At 64.6% G+C, this 18,486-nt stretch carries 18 protein-coding genes, 1 pseudogene and 1 riboswitch; of the genes and pseudogenes, 12 read left to right on the forward strand and 7 right to left on the reverse strand.

All coding sequences use genetic code 11. The features are described 5' to 3' along the window. Positions 1-125 precede the first annotated feature (125 nt). From EYQ35_07460 to EYQ35_07485, 6 genes are all read left to right on the forward strand, one after another. Positions 126-1,301 carry an isovaleryl-CoA dehydrogenase gene (locus tag EYQ35_07460; GenBank protein HIF63972.1) on the forward strand — a complete coding sequence of 392 codons (1,176 nt, stop codon included), beginning with the start codon at positions 126-128 and terminating at the stop codon, positions 1,299-1,301. A 60-nt stretch (positions 1,302-1,361) separates the two neighbouring features. Then, positions 1,362-2,447: an acyl-CoA dehydrogenase gene (locus EYQ35_07465; GenBank protein ID HIF63973.1), complete on the forward strand. Its 1,086-nt coding sequence runs from the start codon at positions 1,362-1,364 to the stop codon at positions 2,445-2,447. A gap of 106 nt (positions 2,448-2,553) precedes the next feature. Beyond that, positions 2,554-3,258, forward strand: a complete 705-nt coding sequence (locus EYQ35_07470) for a DUF2461 domain-containing protein (protein HIF63974.1) — start codon at positions 2,554-2,556, stop codon at positions 3,256-3,258. A 28-nt stretch (positions 3,259-3,286) separates the two neighbouring features. Continuing rightward, positions 3,287-3,691 (forward strand): hypothetical protein, encoded by a 405-nt coding sequence (locus EYQ35_07475; protein HIF63975.1) that lies wholly within the window; start codon positions 3,287-3,289, stop codon positions 3,689-3,691. Positions 3,692-3,721: 30 nt separating this feature from the next. Continuing rightward, positions 3,722-4,492 carry an SDR family oxidoreductase gene (locus EYQ35_07480; GenBank protein HIF63976.1) on the forward strand — a complete coding sequence of 257 codons (771 nt, stop codon included), beginning with the start codon at positions 3,722-3,724 and terminating at the stop codon, positions 4,490-4,492. Positions 4,493-4,502: 10 nt separating this feature from the next. Next, the gene (locus tag EYQ35_07485) at positions 4,503-5,117 is read left to right on the forward strand and encodes a glutathione S-transferase family protein (protein ID HIF63977.1); all 615 of its coding nucleotides are present in this window, start codon (positions 4,503-4,505) and stop codon (positions 5,115-5,117) included. Between the two features lie 76 nt (positions 5,118-5,193). Here EYQ35_07485 and ychF read toward each other — a convergent pair whose 3' ends face one another. Beyond that, on the reverse strand, positions 5,194-6,294 hold the full coding sequence (gene ychF, locus EYQ35_07490; GenBank protein ID HIF63978.1) for a redox-regulated ATPase YchF: 1,101 nt from the start codon (positions 6,292-6,294) through the stop codon (positions 5,194-5,196). A 79-nt stretch (positions 6,295-6,373) separates the two neighbouring features. After that, a complete protein-coding gene (locus EYQ35_07495; GenBank protein HIF63979.1) occupies positions 6,374-7,606 on the reverse strand; it encodes an aspartate aminotransferase family protein in 1,233 nt (410 codons plus the stop codon). A 79-nt stretch (positions 7,607-7,685) separates the two neighbouring features. Between EYQ35_07495 and EYQ35_07500 the strand changes: the two genes are divergently transcribed. The 5 genes and pseudogenes from EYQ35_07500 (at position 7,686) to EYQ35_07520 (ending at position 12,070) form a co-directional block, all read left to right on the forward strand. Next, on the forward strand, positions 7,686-8,474 hold the full coding sequence (locus tag EYQ35_07500; GenBank protein ID HIF63980.1) for a hypothetical protein: 789 nt from the start codon (positions 7,686-7,688) through the stop codon (positions 8,472-8,474). Positions 8,475-8,498: 24 nt separating this feature from the next. After that, positions 8,499-8,891: a limonene-1,2-epoxide hydrolase gene (locus EYQ35_07505; protein ID HIF63981.1), complete on the forward strand. Its 393-nt coding sequence runs from the start codon at positions 8,499-8,501 to the stop codon at positions 8,889-8,891. Positions 8,892-8,927: 36 nt separating this feature from the next. Then, positions 8,928-9,119: riboswitch (cobalamin riboswitch) on the forward strand. A 31-nt stretch (positions 9,120-9,150) separates the two neighbouring features. Continuing rightward, complete coding sequence (locus EYQ35_07510) at positions 9,151-10,602, forward strand: hypothetical protein (GenBank protein HIF63982.1); 1,452 nt, start codon at positions 9,151-9,153, stop codon at positions 10,600-10,602. 104 nt (positions 10,603-10,706) lie between these two features. Continuing rightward, a pseudogene (locus EYQ35_07515) lies at positions 10,707-11,252 on the forward strand (cell surface protein). A 317-nt stretch (positions 11,253-11,569) separates the two neighbouring features. Beyond that, the gene (locus EYQ35_07520) at positions 11,570-12,070 is read left to right on the forward strand and encodes a ribonuclease HI (GenBank protein HIF63983.1); all 501 of its coding nucleotides are present in this window, start codon (positions 11,570-11,572) and stop codon (positions 12,068-12,070) included. 30 nt (positions 12,071-12,100) lie between these two features. On the opposite strand, the gene EYQ35_07525 is transcribed toward EYQ35_07520, so the two are convergent. The 5 genes from EYQ35_07525 to EYQ35_07545 all read right to left on the reverse strand — a co-directional run bounded on the left by EYQ35_07525 (position 12,101) and on the right by EYQ35_07545 (position 17,092). Then, positions 12,101-12,895: a metal ABC transporter permease gene (locus EYQ35_07525; protein HIF63984.1), complete on the reverse strand. Its 795-nt coding sequence runs from the start codon at positions 12,893-12,895 to the stop codon at positions 12,101-12,103. Further along, complete coding sequence (locus EYQ35_07530; GenBank protein HIF63985.1) at positions 12,895-13,737, reverse strand: ABC transporter ATP-binding protein; 843 nt, start codon at positions 13,735-13,737, stop codon at positions 12,895-12,897. The genes EYQ35_07525 and EYQ35_07530 overlap by 1 nt, the downstream gene beginning before the upstream one ends. Then, complete coding sequence (locus tag EYQ35_07535; protein HIF63986.1) at positions 13,719-14,705, reverse strand: zinc ABC transporter substrate-binding protein; 987 nt, start codon at positions 14,703-14,705, stop codon at positions 13,719-13,721. Before EYQ35_07535 ends, EYQ35_07530 begins: the two co-directional genes overlap by 19 nt. Before the next feature lie 50 nt (positions 14,706-14,755). Then, positions 14,756-15,502, reverse strand: coding sequence for an SDR family oxidoreductase (locus tag EYQ35_07540; protein ID HIF63987.1), 747 nt, complete (start codon positions 15,500-15,502; stop codon positions 14,756-14,758). Between the two features lie 84 nt (positions 15,503-15,586). Then, positions 15,587-17,092, reverse strand: a complete 1,506-nt coding sequence (locus tag EYQ35_07545; GenBank protein ID HIF63988.1) for a hypothetical protein — start codon at positions 17,090-17,092, stop codon at positions 15,587-15,589. Positions 17,093-17,338: 246 nt separating this feature from the next. On the opposite strand from EYQ35_07545, the gene EYQ35_07550 reads away from it, so the two are divergent. Then, positions 17,339-18,486: MRP family ATP-binding protein (locus EYQ35_07550; GenBank protein HIF63989.1), on the forward strand; the 1,148-nt coding region annotated here is incomplete at its 3' end.

The raw sequence follows: 18,486 nt of genomic DNA on the forward strand, positions 1-18,486 counted from the left end.
GAGGGCCACGGTTGCTGCAACGTCCGCGGTTCCCGAATCCCCCGCGGAGGCTGGCTTCAGCAGGGGGTAGCGGGCAATTATGCACGGGCGACCGGGTGCGACCAGCACCATTGGAGAAACACTGTATGGACCTTGGTTTTTCAACTGAACACGAAAAGTTTCGCAACGAACTGCGCGTGTGGCTGAGCGATAACCTCGAGCAAAGCTGGAGCGAGTCCTTGCGTGATAGCGGCAACGACGAGCACGCGCTCATCGAAGTACGTCGCCAGTGGCAGCGGCGTATGTACCAGGGGGGATATCTTGGCATGCGCTGGCCCGCCGAATGGGGAGGCCGCGGTGCCACCGAGGTCGAAGAGGCCATACTCGCGCAGGAAATCGCGCTGGCCGACGCGCCGCCTATCCTCAACGCGCTGGGGCTGGGCCTGTGTGCGCCCGCGCTCATACACCACGGCAGCGAAGAACAGCGCCGTCGCTTCATTCCGCCCATGCTCAACGCCGACGAAATCTGGTGCCAGGGGTTCAGCGAACCGGGAGCGGGCAGTGACCTTGCTTCGCTCAGGCTGAAGGCCGAGATCGATGGCGATTTCTTCGTGCTCAACGGCCAGAAGTGCTGGACGACTTACGGGCCATGGGGCGACTGGATCTTCGTGCTTGCCCGCAACGATGCCGAGGATCGCTACGGTGGCATTTCATTCATACTCGTCGACCTGCACAACACCGAGGGTGTTGAAGTGCGACCGCTCAAGCAGATAACCGGCGAGAGCGAATTCGGCGAGGTGTTTTTCGACAACGCGCGCGTGCCGCGTTCGCAACTCGTGGGCGAAACAGGCCAGGGCTGGAAGATCGCGATGACGGTGCTGGGTTACGAAAGGGGGGGCGCGACCTTGGGACCGGCCACCGAGCTGGGCACGGACCTCTTTGCTTTGCTTCGCACCTGTCGCGAGCTCGGCATCACCGACACGGCCAGTCGGGCTAAGCTCGGACTGCTGGTTGCCGAGTGGCAGGTGTTGATGGCTAACGGCTACCGCACGCTCGCAGGCCTGAGTGAGGGCAATCCACCCGGCCCCGAATCGTCGATACAGAAACTGGTGTGGAGCGAACTCGACCAACGCTTGCGCACTACCGCCATCGAGTTACTGGGACCCGGCGCGCAATTGTCGCGCCACGATCCGTCGGCGCGCGCCGACGTCGACTGGCCGCGCAATTACCTGTGGGCCAGGGCCGAGACTATTTTTTCGGGCAGCTCGGAGATACAGCGAAACATCATTGCCAAGCGAGTGCTCGGTCTGCCCCAGGGCTGAAGGGACGCGGGCAGACAATCGGCAGACAACGGGCAGAGAACCGGACGAGAGAAAGAAAACATGAGATTCGATATTTCAGAGGACCAACAGCTACTGCGCGATGCCACCCGCGATTTTATCGCCGGTGAGTGTCCCATGGAGGCAGCACGGCGCCTGGCCGAGGAGAGCGACGAGGGCTACTCGACCGACCACTGGGCCAAGCTGGCCGAGCTCGGCTACCTGGGGCTGGTTGCCGGCGAGCAGGCCGGGGGCCAGGGCATGGGCGCGGTCGAGCTGGCCGTCGTGGCCGAGGAAATGGGCCGAGCGTGTTTTCCCGGCCCCTACCTCGACGTGGTCGTGGCTGCGCGCGTACTTGAGCTGGCCGAGCGTGACTCGGTGGCGGCCGACATCGCCGCCGGAAAGCTGACCGTGGTGCTGGCCACGCGCGACACCGTGTGGCCAGGCGAGAGTGGCGGTGCGACCTTCGCCGACGGCAGGGTCACCGGCAGCAAAGTCTTCGTGCCCTTTGCCGCCTCGGCCGACAAGCTACTGGTGACCACCCACAAGGGGGTGGCGCTGGTCGACGGGCCGTTCCAGCTGGATGCCATGACTACCATGGACGAGGCAACACGTTTTGCCCGCGTGAACTTCGACAACACGGCTGAGCTGCTGGGTGACAACGCGCTGGTAGAGAAAGCCAACGAGCTGGCCACCATAGGGTCGGCGGCGATGGCGCTGGGCGTGTGCCAGGTCACTCTCGAGATGACGGTGGAATACACGCGCGAGCGCGAGGCCTTTGGTCGCCCCATCGCTGCTTTCCAGGCGTTGCAGCATCGCATGGCCGACATGCTGCTGCGCGCGGAGGGTTCACGGTCGCTGGTTTACCGGGCGGCCTGGGCGCTCGACGCCGGCCAGTCGGAGGCCGCGCTCATGCTGGGCAGCGCCAAGGCCTGGGCTGCCGAGTCGGCGCTGGCCAACTCGCGCGAGTGCCTGCAGATGCACGGTGGCAACGGCTTCACCTGGGAGTATTCTGTTCACCGCTATCTCAAGCTGGCCGGTACGCTCGACCAGTTTAACGGCGCGCGCGACGAGATGCTCGAAAGCGCGTTGCTGGCAGCCGAGGAACTGGCCCGGGAAAACGCGGTTGGTACAGCCGCGGCTGGCTGACCCCGGGAAACGGAGCACTGGCGTGACGAAGAAAACAAAGAAGACCGCGGCTGGTAAGAAGCGCAGCCCAGGGAAACGCAGCCCCAGTAAACCACCTCCGCTGGTAATCGGCCCCTTCGAGGGATTTCCGGTCGACACGCTGCGTTTTCTTTCCGAACTCAAGGCGAATAACGAGCGCGATTGGTTCGAAGACAACAAGCAGCGTTATCGCGAAAACCTTCTCGCCCCCATGTGTTCGTTCATAGAGGCCATGGATTCGGAGTTGGCCCGCGTGTCGGACTGCTTCGTGGCGGACTCCCGGCCCCACGGAGGGTCGATGTTCAGAATATATCGCGACGTGAGGTTCTCGAGGGACAAGAGCCCCTACAAGGAGCACGCCGCCTGCCAGTTTCGGCACATGGCCGGAAACGACGCGCACACCCTCGGTTTTTACGTGCACGTTGCGCCCGACGAGGTTTTTTTTGGCGGCGGCATCTGGCGCCCGCCATCGGGTCCGTTGGCCCAGGTGCGCGAGGCCATAGCCGATGACCCCGATGCCTGGAAGAAGGCCACCCGTTCGGCCGCCTTCAAGCGTCGCTTCGGCGAGGTGAGCGGAGATTCGCTCAAGCGCCCACCGCGCGGCTTTGACGCCGAACAGCCGCTGATCGTAGACATCAAGCGCAAGAGTTTTTTTGCCGTGCAGAGGGTCGCCCCCCGCACGATAGAAGAACGTGGCTTTGCGAGGGAAGTGTCGCGCGCTTTCGTGGCGCTCAAGCCATTGATGTCTTTTCTTGCGACCGCCGTGGGCGTGTCGTTTTCGCTGGACGAGTAACAGGCCGACGACGGCCGGGGAGAACAGTATGGAAGTTGAAGGCGGATGTTATTGCGGTGCCGTGAGGTACCGTGCCGAGGGCGAAGCAGCCTTCAAGGGGCAGTGCCACTGCCGCGAGTGCCAGTACATATCGGGTGGTTCACCCAACCTAGTGTTGGCCCTGCCCGAAGAAGGCTTTGCCTACACCAAGGGTAGCCCGGCGTCGTTCAAGCGCAGCGATCTCGAGAACCCGGTCACGCGAGAGTTCTGTGGCGACTGCGGCACGCACATGCGCAGCATTGCGCCGGGCCTGCCCCTGGCCCTGCTCAAGGTGGGCACGCTCGACAACCCCGCCGATTTTGTGGGACCCGACATGGCGATTTTCACTTCCGACAGCCAGCCGTTTCACATGGTGGCCGAGGGCGTGCTTTCTTTCGAAGGCATGCCCGGCTGACGGTCATCAAGGGTTACAAGGAGCGTTGTCATGAAGGATTTGTTTTCCGTAGCCGGTAAGACGGCGTTGATAACCGGCGGAAGCCGGGGCATTGGCTTGATGATCGCCCGCGGGTTGGTCGAGGCTGGCGCCAGGGTGTACATCAGCTCGCGCAAGGCGGATGTCTGCGAGCGGGTTGCCGCCGAATTGTCGGAGTTCGGCGAGTGCATCGCGCTTCCCGCCGACTGCAGCACCGAGCAAGGCTGCAACGGGCTGGCGGCCGAACTGGCCGAGCGCGAGAAAGAGCTCAACATCCTCGTTAACAACGCCGGGGCCAACTGGGGCGCGCCCATGGAGGATTTTCCCGACTCGGGCTGGGACAAGGTGCTGGCACTCAACGTCAAGGCCGTGTTCCAGCTCACGCGTGCGCTCGTGCCGCAGCTCGAGGCGGCGGCGCGCAAGGGAGACCCGGCGCGGGTCATCAACACGGGCTCGATCGACGGCCTCAAGCCTCCCATGCTCGACACCTTTTCTTACTCTGCTAGCAAGGCGGCGGTGCATCACCTGACGCGGGTGCTTGCAAAAAAGCTCGCCGCTAAAAACATAACGGTCAACGCGATCGCGCCTGGGCCATTCGAGAGCAAGATGATGGAAGTCACGCTCGAGAACTTCGGCGAGGCTATTATCGCCTCCTGCCCGATGGGCCGCATCGGCGAGCCCGAGGACATGGCGGGCGTGGCCATCTACCTGGCCTCGCGGGCCGGTGCCTACGTGACCGGGGTCGTCATTCCGGTGGACGGCGGCATCTCGACCACGACGTAGGCTGGCAGCCGTGATCAAGCTCTGGTACGCGCCTCTTACCCGCTCAATCCGGGTGCTGTGGTTGCTCGAGGAACTCGCTGTCCCCTATGAACTCGAGAGGGTGGAGTTCGAGGTTCCGTCGAGCAGGTTTTTTGCGCAGGACACGCCTACCGGCAAGTTGCCGACCATCGAAGACGGCGGCCTCGTGCTGTGCGAGTCAGGCGCTATAGTTGAATACCTCGTTGAGCGTTACGGGGAAGGGCGTCTTGCCCCGCCACCGGGGACGCCGGAACGGGGGCATTACCTGCAGTGGATACACATGGCCGAGAGCACGGTGTTTCCGCCCGTCGGCATATTGGTGTGGCTTTCGCGCTACCGTACCGACGGGGACGAATACGCGGCCCTGCAGGAGTCTACTCGCGCGAGGGCCGAGGCGGGGGTCCAGTTCGTAGAAAATGAACTTTCAAGCCGCCAGTACCTGCTGGGCGACGATTTTTCGGCCGCCGACGTGATGATGGGGTTTTCGCTGGTCGCCGCACGGTTCGTGGATGTCATCGACGATCGCTACCCGGCCGTCCAGGCCTACCTGTCTCGCCTTGAGCAACGCCCGGCTTACCGTGAAGCGGTAAAGATCGGCGGGGGGTAGCAGGTGTCGTGCCGATTGTGCGCCTGCCTGTGAAAGTCCAGCCGCCTTTTAACGCTGGCGGTACGAGGCTTTGCCGTCAGACGTTGAACCTGAAGTGCACCACGTCGCCGTCCTGCATGACGTAGTCGCGGCCTTCAACGCGTGCCTTACCTGCGTCTCGACAACCCGCTTCTCCGCCTAGCTTCACGTAGTCGTCAAAGGCGATGACCTCGGCGCGTATGAAACCGCGCTCGAAGTCGGTGTGAATCACGCCCGCAGCCTGCGGTGCCGTGGATCCACGCTTCAGCGTCCAGCCGCGAACTTCCTTGGGGCCGGCCGTCAAAAAACTGATCAGCCCCAGCAGCGAGTAAGCGGTGTGCACCACCTGGTCGAGCCCGCTGCTCTCTATGCCGTAGCCCTGCAACATCTCCAGCTGTTCCTCGTTGCCCAGGCCGGCTACTTCCTGTTCGAGCTGCGCGGAGATAACGACTACGGGCGCGCCGTGTTGATCGGCGTGCTCGCGCAGCGCCGCCACCTGGGGGCCCTCGCCGGTGGGGTCGTCTTCGCCCACGTTTGCGCAGTAGATCACCGGCTTGGCGGTGAGCAGCCACAGGTCGGCAAAAAAACTTTGTTCTTCATCGCGGTCGGGTACTTCGAACAAGGCCGCGGGCCGTCCCTGGTCGAGATGGGCGGCCAGCTCGCGCGCCATTTCGAACACGGGCTTGAGCGACGGGTCACCCCGGGACTGCGACTCGAGTTTGCCTAGTCGTTTTTCCAGGGTCTGCAGGTCGGCCAGCAACAACTCGGTCTCAATGATTTGGACGTCGCGAGCCGGGTCGACGCTGCCCGCCACATGGGTGACGTTGGCGTCTTCAAAACAGCGCACCACGTGAACCACGGCCTGGGTCTCGCGTATGTTGGCGAGAAACTGGTTGCCAAGGCCCTCGCCGAGGTGGGCGCCTTCCACCAGTCCCGCTATATCGGTGAACGTTACCGTGGCGGGAACGAGTTTTTCGGGGTTCACCATGGCAGCCAGGGCCTTCAGGCGACTGTCGGGCACCGGCACCACGGCGGTATTGGGTTCGACCGTACAGAAGGCGTAGTTGGCCGCCGCCGCCTGCTCACTGCGCGTGAGGGCGTTGAACAGCGTCGATTTTCCTACGTTGGGAAGTCCTACTATGCCTGCTGAGAGAGCCATCGTCGGCGTATCCTAGCCGTAGCAGGCCTGCGCGTCCACGCGCGCAGCTGGATTCCAGGGAGGCGGTCGATAACCGACCTCAGTTGTAGCGGGCCGATTTGCCCTTGGACTCGCCGTGCGAGCTGACCGCAAAGCGCAGGTCGTCAAGAAATCGTTCGACGATCTGGGCGTGGTTGGGGGTGACCATCATGTGCAGGGCCGGCGGTCGCTCCTGCCGGTCAAGGTGCCAGCCGCGCGCGTCCATGACGTCGCCGATCGCGCCCATGTCGTACTGGTCTGAGCAGAAAGCCATCAGGCTGGCGGGTGGATCGCCTACCAGCCGCAGCCCGTCGATAGCAGAGATACCCGCTTTCAGCGCGGCGCTGGTCTGCGCCACCACGCGAGCGCGCTCGAGGTAGCCCTCTTCGCCCAGGTAGTTCATCACCGCCCAGGCAGCCGCGATGGCCGAGGCCGGTCGCGTGCCCGCCACCGCCAGCGAGCCGTACATACCGCCGGGCCAGTCGTCAAAAAAGAAAGCCTGGTGGTTGAGCAGCGTATGGGCGTCTCGGTGTATGACCACCGACGCGCCCTTGGTGGCGTAGCCGTACTTGTGCACGTCGGCCGACATGCTCGTGACCCCGGGCACACGAAAATCGAAAGCCGGCAGCGGCACGCCGGTCCTTTCGAGAAAGGGCAGTATGAATCCGCCCACGCAGGCGTCCACGTGGCAGAACGCGTTGTGCTCGGCGGCCAGCGCGGCAAGTTCTTCTACCGGGTCTATAAGTCCGTGCGGATAGTTGGGCGCCGAGGCCACGAGCATGGCGGTAGCGGGTCCCACGAGTTGGCGGGCGCTGTCGAGGTCGGCGCGCAGGTCGTCTGCCAGCTCGATGCGCCGGCAGGGCATGTCGAGGTAGTGCGCGGCCTTGATAAAAGCCGGGTGGGCCGAGGCGGGCACGAGCAGCTCGGGCTCGGCAATGTTTCGTTCCGCCCGTGCATGGTCGCGCGCCGCCTTAACGGCAGCCAGGATGCTCTCGGTGCCGCCCGAAGTCATGCAGCCGCGCGCGCCCTCGGGGGCGTTGAGCAGGTCGGCGGTCATCTCGACGACTTCTTCTTCCATCACCCGCAGGCTGGGAAAGCGGAAGGGGTTGAGCGCGTTCTCGAAGAGGAACTCTCGGTGTGCGGCCTCCAGCACTTCGTCCACGTCTTCGCCCGCCGGGAACACCAGGCTCCAGGTGCGTGCGCCTCGCCAATCGGCGTCGTCCTGTTTGAGCCCGCGCATTCGGTCCATGACTTCCTGCTTGGACATTCCGTTGGGGGAGAGTTTTGCAGCCATGCCTTCTTCTAGCAGCACGCGAGCTTTATGGGGAGCGCCGCGGCAGCCGACCTTGCCAAGGGGTGGCGATGATGGCTGACTGTCAACCGTGAGACTCACCGACGAGCAACTGGCCGATTTCGGTCGCGACGGGTTTTTGAACGCTGGCCGCGTGTTCAGCGAGGGCGAACTTGCGGAGATAGGCGGCGAGTACGACCGCCTGGTGACCGCCGACTCGCAGACCCTGGGCAATGACCGCGACGGTCGTTACCCCTACCGCGCGATGATGCAGTTTCGCAGTCCCGCGCTGCGTTCTTACATCAACCATCCCGAGCTCATCGAACTCGGCCTGCAACTGGTAGGGCCCGACCTGCGCTGCTGGTGGGACCAGGGCATCAACAAGAGCCCGGGCGCGGGCAGCCACATCGACTGGCACCAGGACAACGGCTACCAGAGCGGCAGCCTGCCCGAGTATCTCACCTTCTGGCTGGCGCTGGACGATTCGGATCTTGAGAACGGTGGCCTGCTCGTTGTGCCCGGTTCGCAGGCCACGGGCCTGCGCGCGCACGAGCTGCGCGGCGTGCACTGGGTTATCTCCGACATCGACGAGAGCGGGGCTGATGAACCCGGGGCCGTGTCCCTGGAAGCGAAGGCGGGCGAACTGCTGGTATTCTCGTCGATGCTGGTTCACAAGACCGTTGGCAACCATAGCGCCGACCGCCAGCGCAGGGCCTGGGTGATCCAGTACGCCCCCGGCGACGCGAGCAACGACGAGACCGGGGAGGTGTACGACAACCGCGCCTGGGTGGCTCGCGACGGGCAGCGCGTGGAAGAACCCTGGTCGGAACGTCGTTTTGATCTGGCCCGCAATGCGCTCGACGAGGGCTGACACACTACGTATCGCGGGCGGCACATGGGAGGCACGATGGACGACAAGCAACACGACAACGAGCGGGTGATCCGGGATTTCGTGGAGGCGTGGTCGCGGCTGGACGCGGACGAGCTGGTCGCTTACTTCACCGATGATGGCGTTTATCACAACATGCCCATGGGCCCGGTAGCGGGTCGCGACAACGTCAGGGAACTGATCAAGGGTTTCTTGTCGACCTGGACTGAAACCACCTGGGACTTGCTCAACCTGGTCAGCACGGGAGACGTGGTGATCGCGGAACGCCTCGATCGCACCGTGGCTGGCGACAAGTCGGTGGATCTTCCCTGCGTGGGGGTTTTCGAGATGGAGAATGGCAAGATAAAGGCCTGGCGCGATTATTTCGACTTCGCGACTTACAGCCAAGCGATGGGCTGAGGCGTTGATGGTTTGACACCGGCGCTGCGCGTGCCTAGCGTGCGCGTCGAGTCGTCTGGAGGCACCGTTGCCGGTGTTTCCAACGGGAACGAGGTGAAAATCCTCGGCTGCCCCGCAACTGTAAGGGAGGACGAAAGGCGCAACGGCCACTGGGCTCACACCCCGGGAAGGCGTGCCGAGTAGATCGATCCCCGAGCCAGGAGACCGGGATGACTCGCAGATATATCTTCAAGTCCGGCGCGGGCCGGCAGGAGGAAACATGCGGGTATCGTTGGCGGCGCGGGTCGCCGTTAGTTCATTTTTAAACGCTGGCGTGATGACGGCGACGTCTTTCGCGCTGGCAGTGGGGTTTGCGGTCGGGGCGGGGCCGTCCTCGGCCCAGGTCAGCGCACAGGTGGGCTACATTTACGATAGCCAGCTGCTGGGCGACACCACCCAGGGTTGCGTAGCGGCAGCTCCCGGGGGCATTTTTGTCGCCGTTGGACCCGGTTTCACTGCTGGCGCGCAGCAGCTGGTGTTTGTCACTCCCTCGGGAGCCGAGCGTGTGCTGGCCAGCGGCTTCAATTCGATTTCTCACTGCGCTTACGATTCGGCTGCCGACGTTCTCTACCTGGCCGACAACGCCCTCGAGACCGGCGGTGTCACGGGCGACACGGTGTTTGCGCTGGGCCAGGCTTCTACTGCTTCGGGGCTGACCGCGCTGGGCAACGAACTGGTGGCTGCGGGTACGATACCCTCGGCCTCGGGTGTGGCCGTGGGCCCGGCGGGCGCGGTCTACGTTGGCGACGCCGTTGGCAATGGCGCGGGGCGCGTGGTGGCGCTGAGCAGCAGCGGCGCGACGGATTTCGTAGCCTCGGGCATCGATTTTACTTCCGGCCTGGCTTTCGACAGCGACGGCAGCCTGCTGGTGGCCGAATCCACGGGTAGCTTCGAGTCGAAGATCAGCCGTTACGATTCCAGCGGTAGCTTTGTTGAGACGGTGTCCGGACCGACCTTTGCCCACGGAAGCTACGACCTCGCCTTTGACCGTGACGGCAGCCTGCTGGTAACGGGCTCTTTCGGCGGCGACGTTGTCCGGCTGGCGGCGGGTGGCGGCAGTTCTTCTTTCGCATCGGGCCTGACCTTTACTTCTGGTCTCGACATCGATGCTTTCACGGGCCGCGTTGTAATGCTGTCATCGACCTTCAGCGGGGAAGATGAAGACAGCTCCCTTCACATGTTCACTCCGGTGGACTCGTTGGTGGCCGGGCGCGGGCACCCCGAGCGCAACTGCCTGGTCGAGTTCTACGGGCTGGAGCTGCTACCGCGCAAGCCGGGACGCCCGGCCAGGCACGCTATCTGTCGCGACGGTGACCCCTGCGACGCCGACCGACTGGTCAACCAGTCCTGCCTGTTTCCCGTAGGGATCTGCGCCAATGTCGTTGACGTCGACCTGCCCGACTGCAGCAGCAACGGCCTGGCCTCTATCACCCTGGACGCCAGGCCGGCGTCGGCCGAGCTGGCGGAGCTGGCGACCCGTCTTTCGGCTGCCTTACCCTTGAGCGAGTCGAGCTGTGCGTTCAGTGACGGCCTGCGCGTTGACCTCAGGCTGCGGCCGTCGGGCGTATTCAAAAAAAGCCGAGCGCGCGTTCGCAGCCGTGCCCTTGGAGTTGACGTCGGCATGCGCGATCGCGACAAGGTCAAGCTGCTGTGCCTTCCGGCGGTAGGGTGATGTCTTACCTCACGGCAAAGAATTGCTGCGCCGTTGCAGTGGCGGCCCTGCTGTTGTTGTCCGCGGCCGAGCTTTGCCTCGCCGCCGACCCCTGGGCCGATCGCGTGCGGAGTTTTCAGCCGGGCGCCGGCGCGGGTTTCGGCGCTGATCAGCTGCCCACCATTGTGCTGGGCCCTCCTGTTGGAGCTGGCGCGCTCGAAGGTTCGAGCCACGTCGTGTCGCTGGGTAACGGCGGCAGCCTGACGCTGTCTTTTCGCGACAACCTGGTTTTTGACGGGCCGGGCGACGATCTCGTCGTCTTCGAAAACGCTTTCTACGTGGGCGGCAACGCAGAACAGGTGTTCACCGAGTTCGCCTTCGTGGAAGTCAGCGACGACGGGCGGCGTTGGCTGCGGTTTGATTTCGACCCGGCCACTGGACTGGGGCTGGCCGGCCGGACGCCGGTGTGGGCGGGCGTAGAAGTCGACCCGCTGGGGCCCTCTGCTGGCGGTGACCGTTTTGATATTGCCGACCTGGGGCTCAGCTTCGTGCGTTACCTGAGACTGGTCGACGTGGATGGGCAGGTGGCCGACCTCGGCGACAGCCTGCCTCCTGCGGGCAGTGCCGGCTTTGACCTCGACGCAGCCGCGGCACTCAACAGCAGCCGGCCCGGCAGGGTTCTCGGCCGCGTGTTGTCGGCGGGGGCGCCGGTAGCCGGGGCGCGTGTAAAACTGGTTCCACTCGGCGACGGGCGTCGACTCCGGCGAAGGACCCGCGCTTCGGGGCGCTTCAGGTTCGCGCGTGTTCTGCCCAGCGGTGACTACAGGCTCAAGGCCCGCCTGCCCGGCAAGCCATGGACGACGGCGCTTGTGTACCTTGACCTCGAGCAACTGTTGGTCTCCCGTGACCTGCAGCTGCAGTAGGCGCTGCCCGCTGCCGGGCCAGCCGCTTGTGCAACCGCTGGCGGGCGAAGGTATAACTCGCCGCCATGTCTGACACGCGCAGCTACAAGCAATTGCTCAGCCCGGCCGAGGTGCTTGAGCGCCACAGTGGCGGTCCCGACGACGGGGTATTTACCGACGGAAGCTGCGAGGGCAATCCTGGCCCGGGTGGTTGGGGCTGGGTGCGGGTGGACCAGGGCAACATCGTGGCGGAGCGCTGGGGCCGTGACCCTGCTACCACCAACAACCGCATGGAGCTGGCCGCCCTGATAGACGCCTACGGCGAAATCGGCGCCGCCGAGAGCGTGGTGGTCTACAGCGACAGCCAGATCTGCGTGAAGACGGTGAACGAGTGGGCCGCGGGTTGGAAGGCCCGCGGATGGAAACGAAAGGGTGGCCCCATAGCCAACCTCGAGCTGGTCAAGGAACTCTACGCCTTGGCGCAGGCGCATCCGGATGTGAATTTGCGCTGGATTCGCGCCCACGACGGTTCGCGTTGGAACGAGTACGTTGACGCGCTGGCCAACAGCTACATGCGCGAACGCTGATCGCCGGTCGCTGTTGATTCAGCTGTTGGTTCAAGCGCGTTGGGGTCGCAGGGCGAGGCTGGCGAGGAACAGCAGCAGCGCCAGTACCACCATGGTCGGGCCCGCGGCGGTGTCTATGCGCCAGGAAAGCGCCAGTCCGGCCACGGCAGTGCCCGAGCCCAGGCTGGCGGCCAGGGCCAGCTGCCAGCGAAAGTTTATCGTCCACAGGGCGGCCGTCGCCGCCGGTATGACCAGCAGGGCTTCGATGAGCAGTATGCCAACCAGCCTCACACCCACGATCACCGTAACAGCGAGCAACACCAGCAGCAGGGCGTCAAGGCGGTCGACGGGTCGGCCATAAGCGCGGGCGATCTCCTCGTCGAAGGCGATGAGCAGCATCTCCCGAAAGAACAGCGCCAGTACCAGCAGGATGGCGGTCGCGGCAAGGGTGAGCAGCAACAGCTCGTTGCCGCTTATGGAGAGCACGTCGCCGAACAGGTAGGCGAACAGGTCCTGGCGGTAGCCGTCTTTCAAGCTCAACAACAGCAGCCCCAGCGCCATTGAGCCCGAGAAGAACACGCCTATGACGGTGTCTTCGCTCAAGGCTCCGCGCTTGGCGCTACGCTGCACCGCGAGCGCCACGATGACGGCAAAAACGGCGGCCGAAAGCACCGGATCGATGCCCGCGAGCAGCCCTATCGCTACCCCGGCGATGGCCGAATGGGAGATGCCCACGCCGATAAAGGCAAGGCGCCTGAGGACGACAAAGAAACCCAGCGTGCCGCAGAGCAGGCCCGCCACCAGCGCCGCCGCGAGGGCTCTCTGCATGAAAGCGTATTCGAGCATCAGTCCTTTGTGCCGTCGTTGTCGGTGTGGGAGTGCTCCGGGCCGGTGGCGTGATCATGGAAGGCGAACTCACCGGCGAGGAAGTTGAACTCGCAGCTGTAGGCTTCGCGCAGCGCGTGGCTGTGCACCACGTCGGCCGGGTTGCCGTGCGTGTGCATGCGCTGGTTGATGCACACCAGCTGGTCGGCCTGACCGGCCAGTGCCAGCAGGTCGTGCGACACCGCCACCACGGTGAGCCCGAGTTGCTCCTGCAGGCGCCGCAGCAGGGCGTAGAATTCGTGCTCGGCCGGCAGGTCAAGGCCGGCCGTGGGCTCGTCGAGCACGAGCAGTCGGGTGCTGGCACAGAGGGCCTGGGCGAGCAGCACGCGCCGTTGTTCGCCTCCCGAGAGTTGACCGACGGGTCGCTGCTGGCGGTCGGCCAGCCCCACCCAGTCGAGCGACCTCGCAACTTCTTTCCAGTCGTCAGCGCGCGGTCGCTTGAAGGGACCGAGGCAACACAGGCGACCCATCATGACCACGTCGGCCACGGTGGCCGGAAAGCGTGGGTCGATGGATTGACGCTGGGGAACGTAACCGAAGGCGTGCGGGTCCTGCCCTTCGGTACCCGGTTCGATTCCGAACACGCGTACGCTGCCCGAGCTCACCGGCCACAGGCCGAGTAATACTTTGAGCAGGGTGGTCTTGCCCGCGCCGTTCGGGCCCACGATGCCCAGGAACTGGCCGGCCGTGACCGACAGGCTTATGTCCTGGAGTACGTTGCGGCCGGCCCGCTCAACGCTGACATCGATGAGCTCGACAACCGCTTGCTGGCTGTCGGCCAGGCTCACTGTTGTGCTCCACAGGCCGACGCAAAAGCTCCGGCCAGCGCGCGCATGAGCGCAAAGTAGTCGCCGCGCGACGGATCGCGCGGGTCACCCAGGGGGTCAGCTGTTACCACTGTGGCCGAGAACTCCTTTGCCAGCGTGACGGCGTTGCGACGCCCGACACGCGGCTGCACAAGTATAGCCGGTACCGAGTGGCGACGCGCGGATTCGACCAGCGCGGCCAGTTGGCGGGCCGAGGCACCGGCACCGGGTGAGTGTTCGACGATGCCCAGTTCCTCGAGGTCGTAGCGGCCGGCAAACCACGGCCACGCGTCGTGCCAGGCCAGGTAGTATCGGCAGTGCGCAGCGTTGAGGGTGTCACGAATCTGCTCGTCGAGCTGGCCGAGCTGGTGGGCCAGTGACTGTCCACGCGCCTGGTAGTACTCGGCACCACCAGGATCGAGGCTCACAAGCGCGTCGACCAGGGCCGGCAACACGTGGTCGCGTACCAGCAGCGGGTCGAGCCACAGGTGGGGGTCGCGGTCTGTTTGGCCTTCGTGGTGGGCGTGGCCTTCGTGGTGGGCGTGGCCAGCGGGCGAGGGCAGTCCGGGCAGCTCGCCGAGCACGAGCAACGCTGGCGCCGTTTCAGAGTCGGGCAGCAGTCGCCTTGCCCAGTCGTCGAGGCCGCCCACCATGACCAGCAGTCGGGCGGAGGCCAGGCGCTGCACGTGGCTGGGGCGGGGGGTAAAACCGTGGGGGTCATCGCCGGCAGTCAGCAGGGCCGACGCGCTCACCCTGTCGCCGCCTGCTTCGTCCACGAGCCAGGCCAGGGGAAGCAGGCTCGTAATCACCGGCAGCGCGGCCTCGGCAAGTTCGTCGTTGGCAACCGGCTCGTTGGCAACCGGCTCGGATGACCGCCTGGCCACGAAGGCAAGCAATCCAATCACCAGCAGGGTGGTCGCCACCAGCAGCGCGGCGGTTCTGCGCATGGCCAACGTGGAACTCATGTTTCTATGATCATGCCTGCCCGACCCGTCGACGGGGTTCGCGGGCACGGTCAGCTGCGGCCGAAGCCACCGCTCACGCTTATGGCCTGCCCGGTTACCCAGGAGGCCTGCTCGGAGGCAAGAAAGGTTATCATCGCGGCTATGTCCTGCGGCCGTCCCAGGCGGCCCAGCGGGTAGAAGCCCGCCGCTCGCGCGCGGGACTGCTCGTCGAGGTAGGCGATCATGGGTGTGTCGGTCACCCCGGGGCACACCGCGTTGACGTTTATGTTGTAGCGTCCGAGTTCGAGCGCCAGCCCGCGCACCAACGATATGACAGCGCCCTTGGTGCTGCCGTAAACAGCCATGCGTTTCTCGTTGCCCTTGCCTGCCTCGGACGCCAGCGCGACGATGTTGCCCGACTGTTGCTCGACCATAATCTCCGAAGCCGCCCGGCAGCAGTTCATCGTGCCCAGCAGGTTGATGTCGATCAGTGCTTTCCAGTCTTCCGGGGTTTCGTCCTTGAAGAAGTCTATGCCACCGCCAATCCCGGCCGAGGTGACGAGTACGTCGAGCTGTCCCCAGGTTGATGCTGCGTCGGCGGCCGCGGCCTTGCAGGCGTCGAAGTCGCGAACGTCGAGTACAACGCCGAGTGTTTCGTGTGCCGAGGTTTCTTCGAGGGCCGTCGCCAGGGCCTGCTCGTTGACGTCGGCCAGCAGTACGCGGGCGCCCTCATCGAGCATGTAGTCGACCGTGCAGCGCCCCAGCCCCGAGGCTGCGCCGGTTATCAATACGACCTTGTCACGTAGTCCCAGTTCCATGGCGGTTCTCCCGCGCCGAAACTAGGCCCGCACTCGCGTGCTTTCAAGCACCGGGCTTTCAGCCCGAGGCGACAGGGGAGCCGTTTAGAAAGGGCAGTTGAGCGTGACGGGCAATCCGACCGCGACCTGGAGTACCATCAGCGCGTCGGTCGAGGCCACGGCGCCACTGGAATCCGTGTCACATACCTCGAGCTCGCAGCTTTCGAGGCCCACCGAGGACCTGAGTATATACGAAGAGTCGAGTGCTGTAACCGTGCCGGAGTCGTTGGGGTCGCCGCAGGCCACGCGTTGGCAGCTGTGGTCGCAAAGCTCGCCCGAGTCCCACTCGGTGTCGCCGTCATCGCACTGCTCGAGTGCGTCCAGCGTCCCGTTGCCGCAGGTGATGCTCAGGCGCGGGCATTCAATCTCCACGTCCAGTCCCACGGCCGCTTGCAGAAGCAGCAGCGAATCGGTCGCCGATACCCGGCCGTTGCTGTCCACGTCGCAGACTTCGAGCGCGCAGGAATCCAGTCCAACAGCTACCCTGAGGGTGAACAGGGCGTCGATGACGCTCACCGCTCCACGCGAATCGTCCGGGTCACCGCAGAGTACGGCAGCGCAGTTGTTGCGGCAGGACTCGCCGATCTCGTGGGCGCGGTCTCCGTCGTCGCAACGCTCGCCTATCTCGATGAGCCCGTTACCACAGGGAGAGGTGTCGGGGTGTATGAGGTCGATGACCTGGAAAACCGGGTCGTGGTGAGTATCAAACAGGCAGTCTACCAGCGCGGCCAGCGAGAAGACCGGAGCCTGCGGGTTTACGCACTCGTTGGGAAAACCAAGCTCGGACAGGTCGATGGCCCGGCAGTTTCCCGGCAGCTGGCGAAGCAACTTGTTGTGCGCCACGCGCAGGTTCTCGTCGGTGCCTGGGTGACCGGTCGCCGTGGCATCGAGTTCTTCCTCGGCCCTGCACTCGGTGCTGGCCGGCACTTTGCCGCGCTCCTGCTTCGAAAGGCAGCGTTCGCGTGAGCGAAACTCGTTGGTGACCATGTCGGCCGCTTTGTGAGCGAGCAGGTCCTGGCACTCCCTCTGTCCCCTGCTGAGCTCGAGCTCGAGAACGGGGTACTCAACGCGCAGCATGTTGGCTATGTACTGGTCCACGGCAACGATGATGCACTGCTGGTGGTCGAGCGCCGTGTAGGCAAGGCTGTCGAAGCCGGTGCAGAAGCCGGGCCAGCCCAGCGCCAGCAAGCTCATGCCGGTGCAGCTGCGGTCGATTCGTTTGCCGAAAAGCTTGCGGGCCCTGACCAGGCGGTTATCGGTTGATTCGTTGCCGGTGGGCTCATCGGCTACCGCCAGGCAGTCGGTCTCGGCCGGAAGCTGGCCCCGCACCACGTCGCGCCTGCAGGCCTGGCGGGCGTTGAGCGTGGAAACCATGTATTCGGTGGTGGCAAAACCGGCCTTGTTGCGGCACAGGGTTAGCTCATCACTGAGCTGGGCGTGGGCCATTGCAGCCGGCAGCAGCAGTGCGGCCGCTGCCAGCAGAGAAAAAGTTGCGGCTTTGCAAAAAGCTGGCCTGTGAAAAAACGACCTGTAATTTATGACTGAACGCATAGTTGTGTACCCCGAAAGGGGGGCTGCTCCTGCCAGCGACGTTAGCCCTGATTTCAGACAAGCGTCAAGGCGCCAATAGCCGTTGTTCTCGGCACGTATGCCGGAGTCGCCGCGCAGACAGCACTGGCTTGACTCCGCAGGCCGTGACGGCGAATCACTGACCATGCCCTTGGAGGTCTTCAATGGCAGTTGCCGGGGCGTTTGCGTTTCTCCGGCTACCCCCCGAAAGGGGGAGAGGGCGATAAAATGACGACAAATGACGTACGCGAGAAGCTGGCCGGGATAAAATATCCGGGGTTTACGCGCGATATAGTGTCCTTCGGCGTGGTCAAGGAGATAGATCTCGACGACCGGCGGCTGCAGGTTCGACTGTCTATAGTTACCCGCGACGAAGAGGTCGCCGGGCGCATAGTTGCCGACGTTGAGCGGGTGCTCGAAGGGATCGAAGGATTGCCTGTTCTCGATCTCGTGGTGGAGCGGGGGCAACAGGACGGTGCCGCTGCCCAGGGCCACGAGCACGGTGGCGAGCAGGGGCACTCCCACGGGCATTCTCATGGCGCTGGCGCCGCCGAAGCTCACGGCCCGGAAGGCATACCCGGGGTTGCCCACGTACTGGCGGTCGCGAGTGGAAAAGGCGGGGTGGGCAAGTCGACGGTGGCGGCCAACCTTGCCCTGGCCCTTGCGGCGCGTGGCGAGCGAGTAGGCCTGCTGGACGCCGATATTTATGGGCCCAGCCAGCACCTGGTCATGGGCGTTAGTGACGAAGACCGCACCGGTCGTGATGAGCAGGGGCATTTTGTGCCGGTAGAACGCCACGGAGTGAAGCTGGTTTCGATGGGCTTGTTCGTGGGCGAGGGCGACGCCCTGGCCTGGCGCGGCCCGATGCTGACGCGGGCGCTCAAGCAGTTCATAGAAGAATCGGCCTGGGGAGAGCTGGACTACCTGGTGCTCGACCTGCCGCCGGGCACCGGCGACGTGCAGCTGACGCTTACCCGTGGAATCAAACTCGACGGTGGCGTGGTTGTCACCACGCCGCAGGACGTGGCCCTTGCCGACGTCGTCAGGGGAGTGAAGATGTTTGAGCAGGCCGGTACGCCGGTGCTGGGAGTGGTGGAAAACATGGCGCTGCACAGCTGCCCGTCCTGTGGCCACGAGACGCGTATTTTCGGTAGCGACGGTGCCGAGGCCCTGGCGCGCAGCGCGGGCCTGGCGATGCTGGGCTCGGTGCCGCTGGACCGAAGCCTGCGACAGTCCTGTGACAGTGGGGTACCGGTGGTCGTGGGCGACCCGGAGAGCGATACGGCGAAGATTTTTAAGTCAATCGCCGCAGCGGTGGTAGACCAGCTCGACGATGGCCAGAGGAGCGGGCAGGCCAACGGCTCGGGTAATGGATC

This window comes from Candidatus Binatota bacterium, from assembly GCA_012960245.1.
Lineage (GTDB): Bacteria > Desulfobacterota > Binatia > UBA1149 > UBA1149 > UBA1149.

Excerpts from the sequence above, each read along its gene's own strand:
- EYQ35_07460 (HIF63972.1), top strand. The coding sequence starts at position 126 with ATGGACCTTGGTTTTTCAACTGAACACGAAAAGTTTCGCAACGAACTG.
- EYQ35_07465 (HIF63973.1), top strand. The coding sequence starts at position 1,362 with ATGAGATTCGATATTTCAGAGGACCAACAGCTACTGCGCGATGCCACC.
- EYQ35_07475 (HIF63975.1), top strand. The coding sequence starts at position 3,287 with ATGGAAGTTGAAGGCGGATGTTATTGCGGTGCCGTGAGGTACCGTGCC.
- EYQ35_07480 (HIF63976.1), top strand. The coding sequence starts at position 3,722 with ATGAAGGATTTGTTTTCCGTAGCCGGTAAGACGGCGTTGATAACCGGC.
- ychF (HIF63978.1), bottom strand. The coding sequence starts at position 6,294 with ATGGCTCTCTCAGCAGGCATAGTAGGACTTCCCAACGTAGGAAAATCG.
- EYQ35_07495 (HIF63979.1), bottom strand. The coding sequence starts at position 7,606 with ATGGCTGCAAAACTCTCCCCCAACGGAATGTCCAAGCAGGAAGTCATG.
- EYQ35_07505 (HIF63981.1), top strand. The coding sequence starts at position 8,499 with ATGGGAGGCACGATGGACGACAAGCAACACGACAACGAGCGGGTGATC.
- EYQ35_07510 (HIF63982.1), top strand. The coding sequence starts at position 9,151 with ATGCGGGTATCGTTGGCGGCGCGGGTCGCCGTTAGTTCATTTTTAAAC.
- EYQ35_07520 (HIF63983.1), top strand. The coding sequence starts at position 11,570 with ATGTCTGACACGCGCAGCTACAAGCAATTGCTCAGCCCGGCCGAGGTG.
- EYQ35_07525 (HIF63984.1), bottom strand. The coding sequence starts at position 12,895 with ATGCTCGAATACGCTTTCATGCAGAGAGCCCTCGCGGCGGCGCTGGTG.
- EYQ35_07535 (HIF63986.1), bottom strand. The coding sequence starts at position 14,705 with ATGAGTTCCACGTTGGCCATGCGCAGAACCGCCGCGCTGCTGGTGGCG.
- EYQ35_07540 (HIF63987.1), bottom strand. The coding sequence starts at position 15,502 with ATGGAACTGGGACTACGTGACAAGGTCGTATTGATAACCGGCGCAGCC.
- EYQ35_07545 (HIF63988.1), bottom strand. The coding sequence starts at position 17,092 with ATGCGTTCAGTCATAAATTACAGGTCGTTTTTTCACAGGCCAGCTTTT.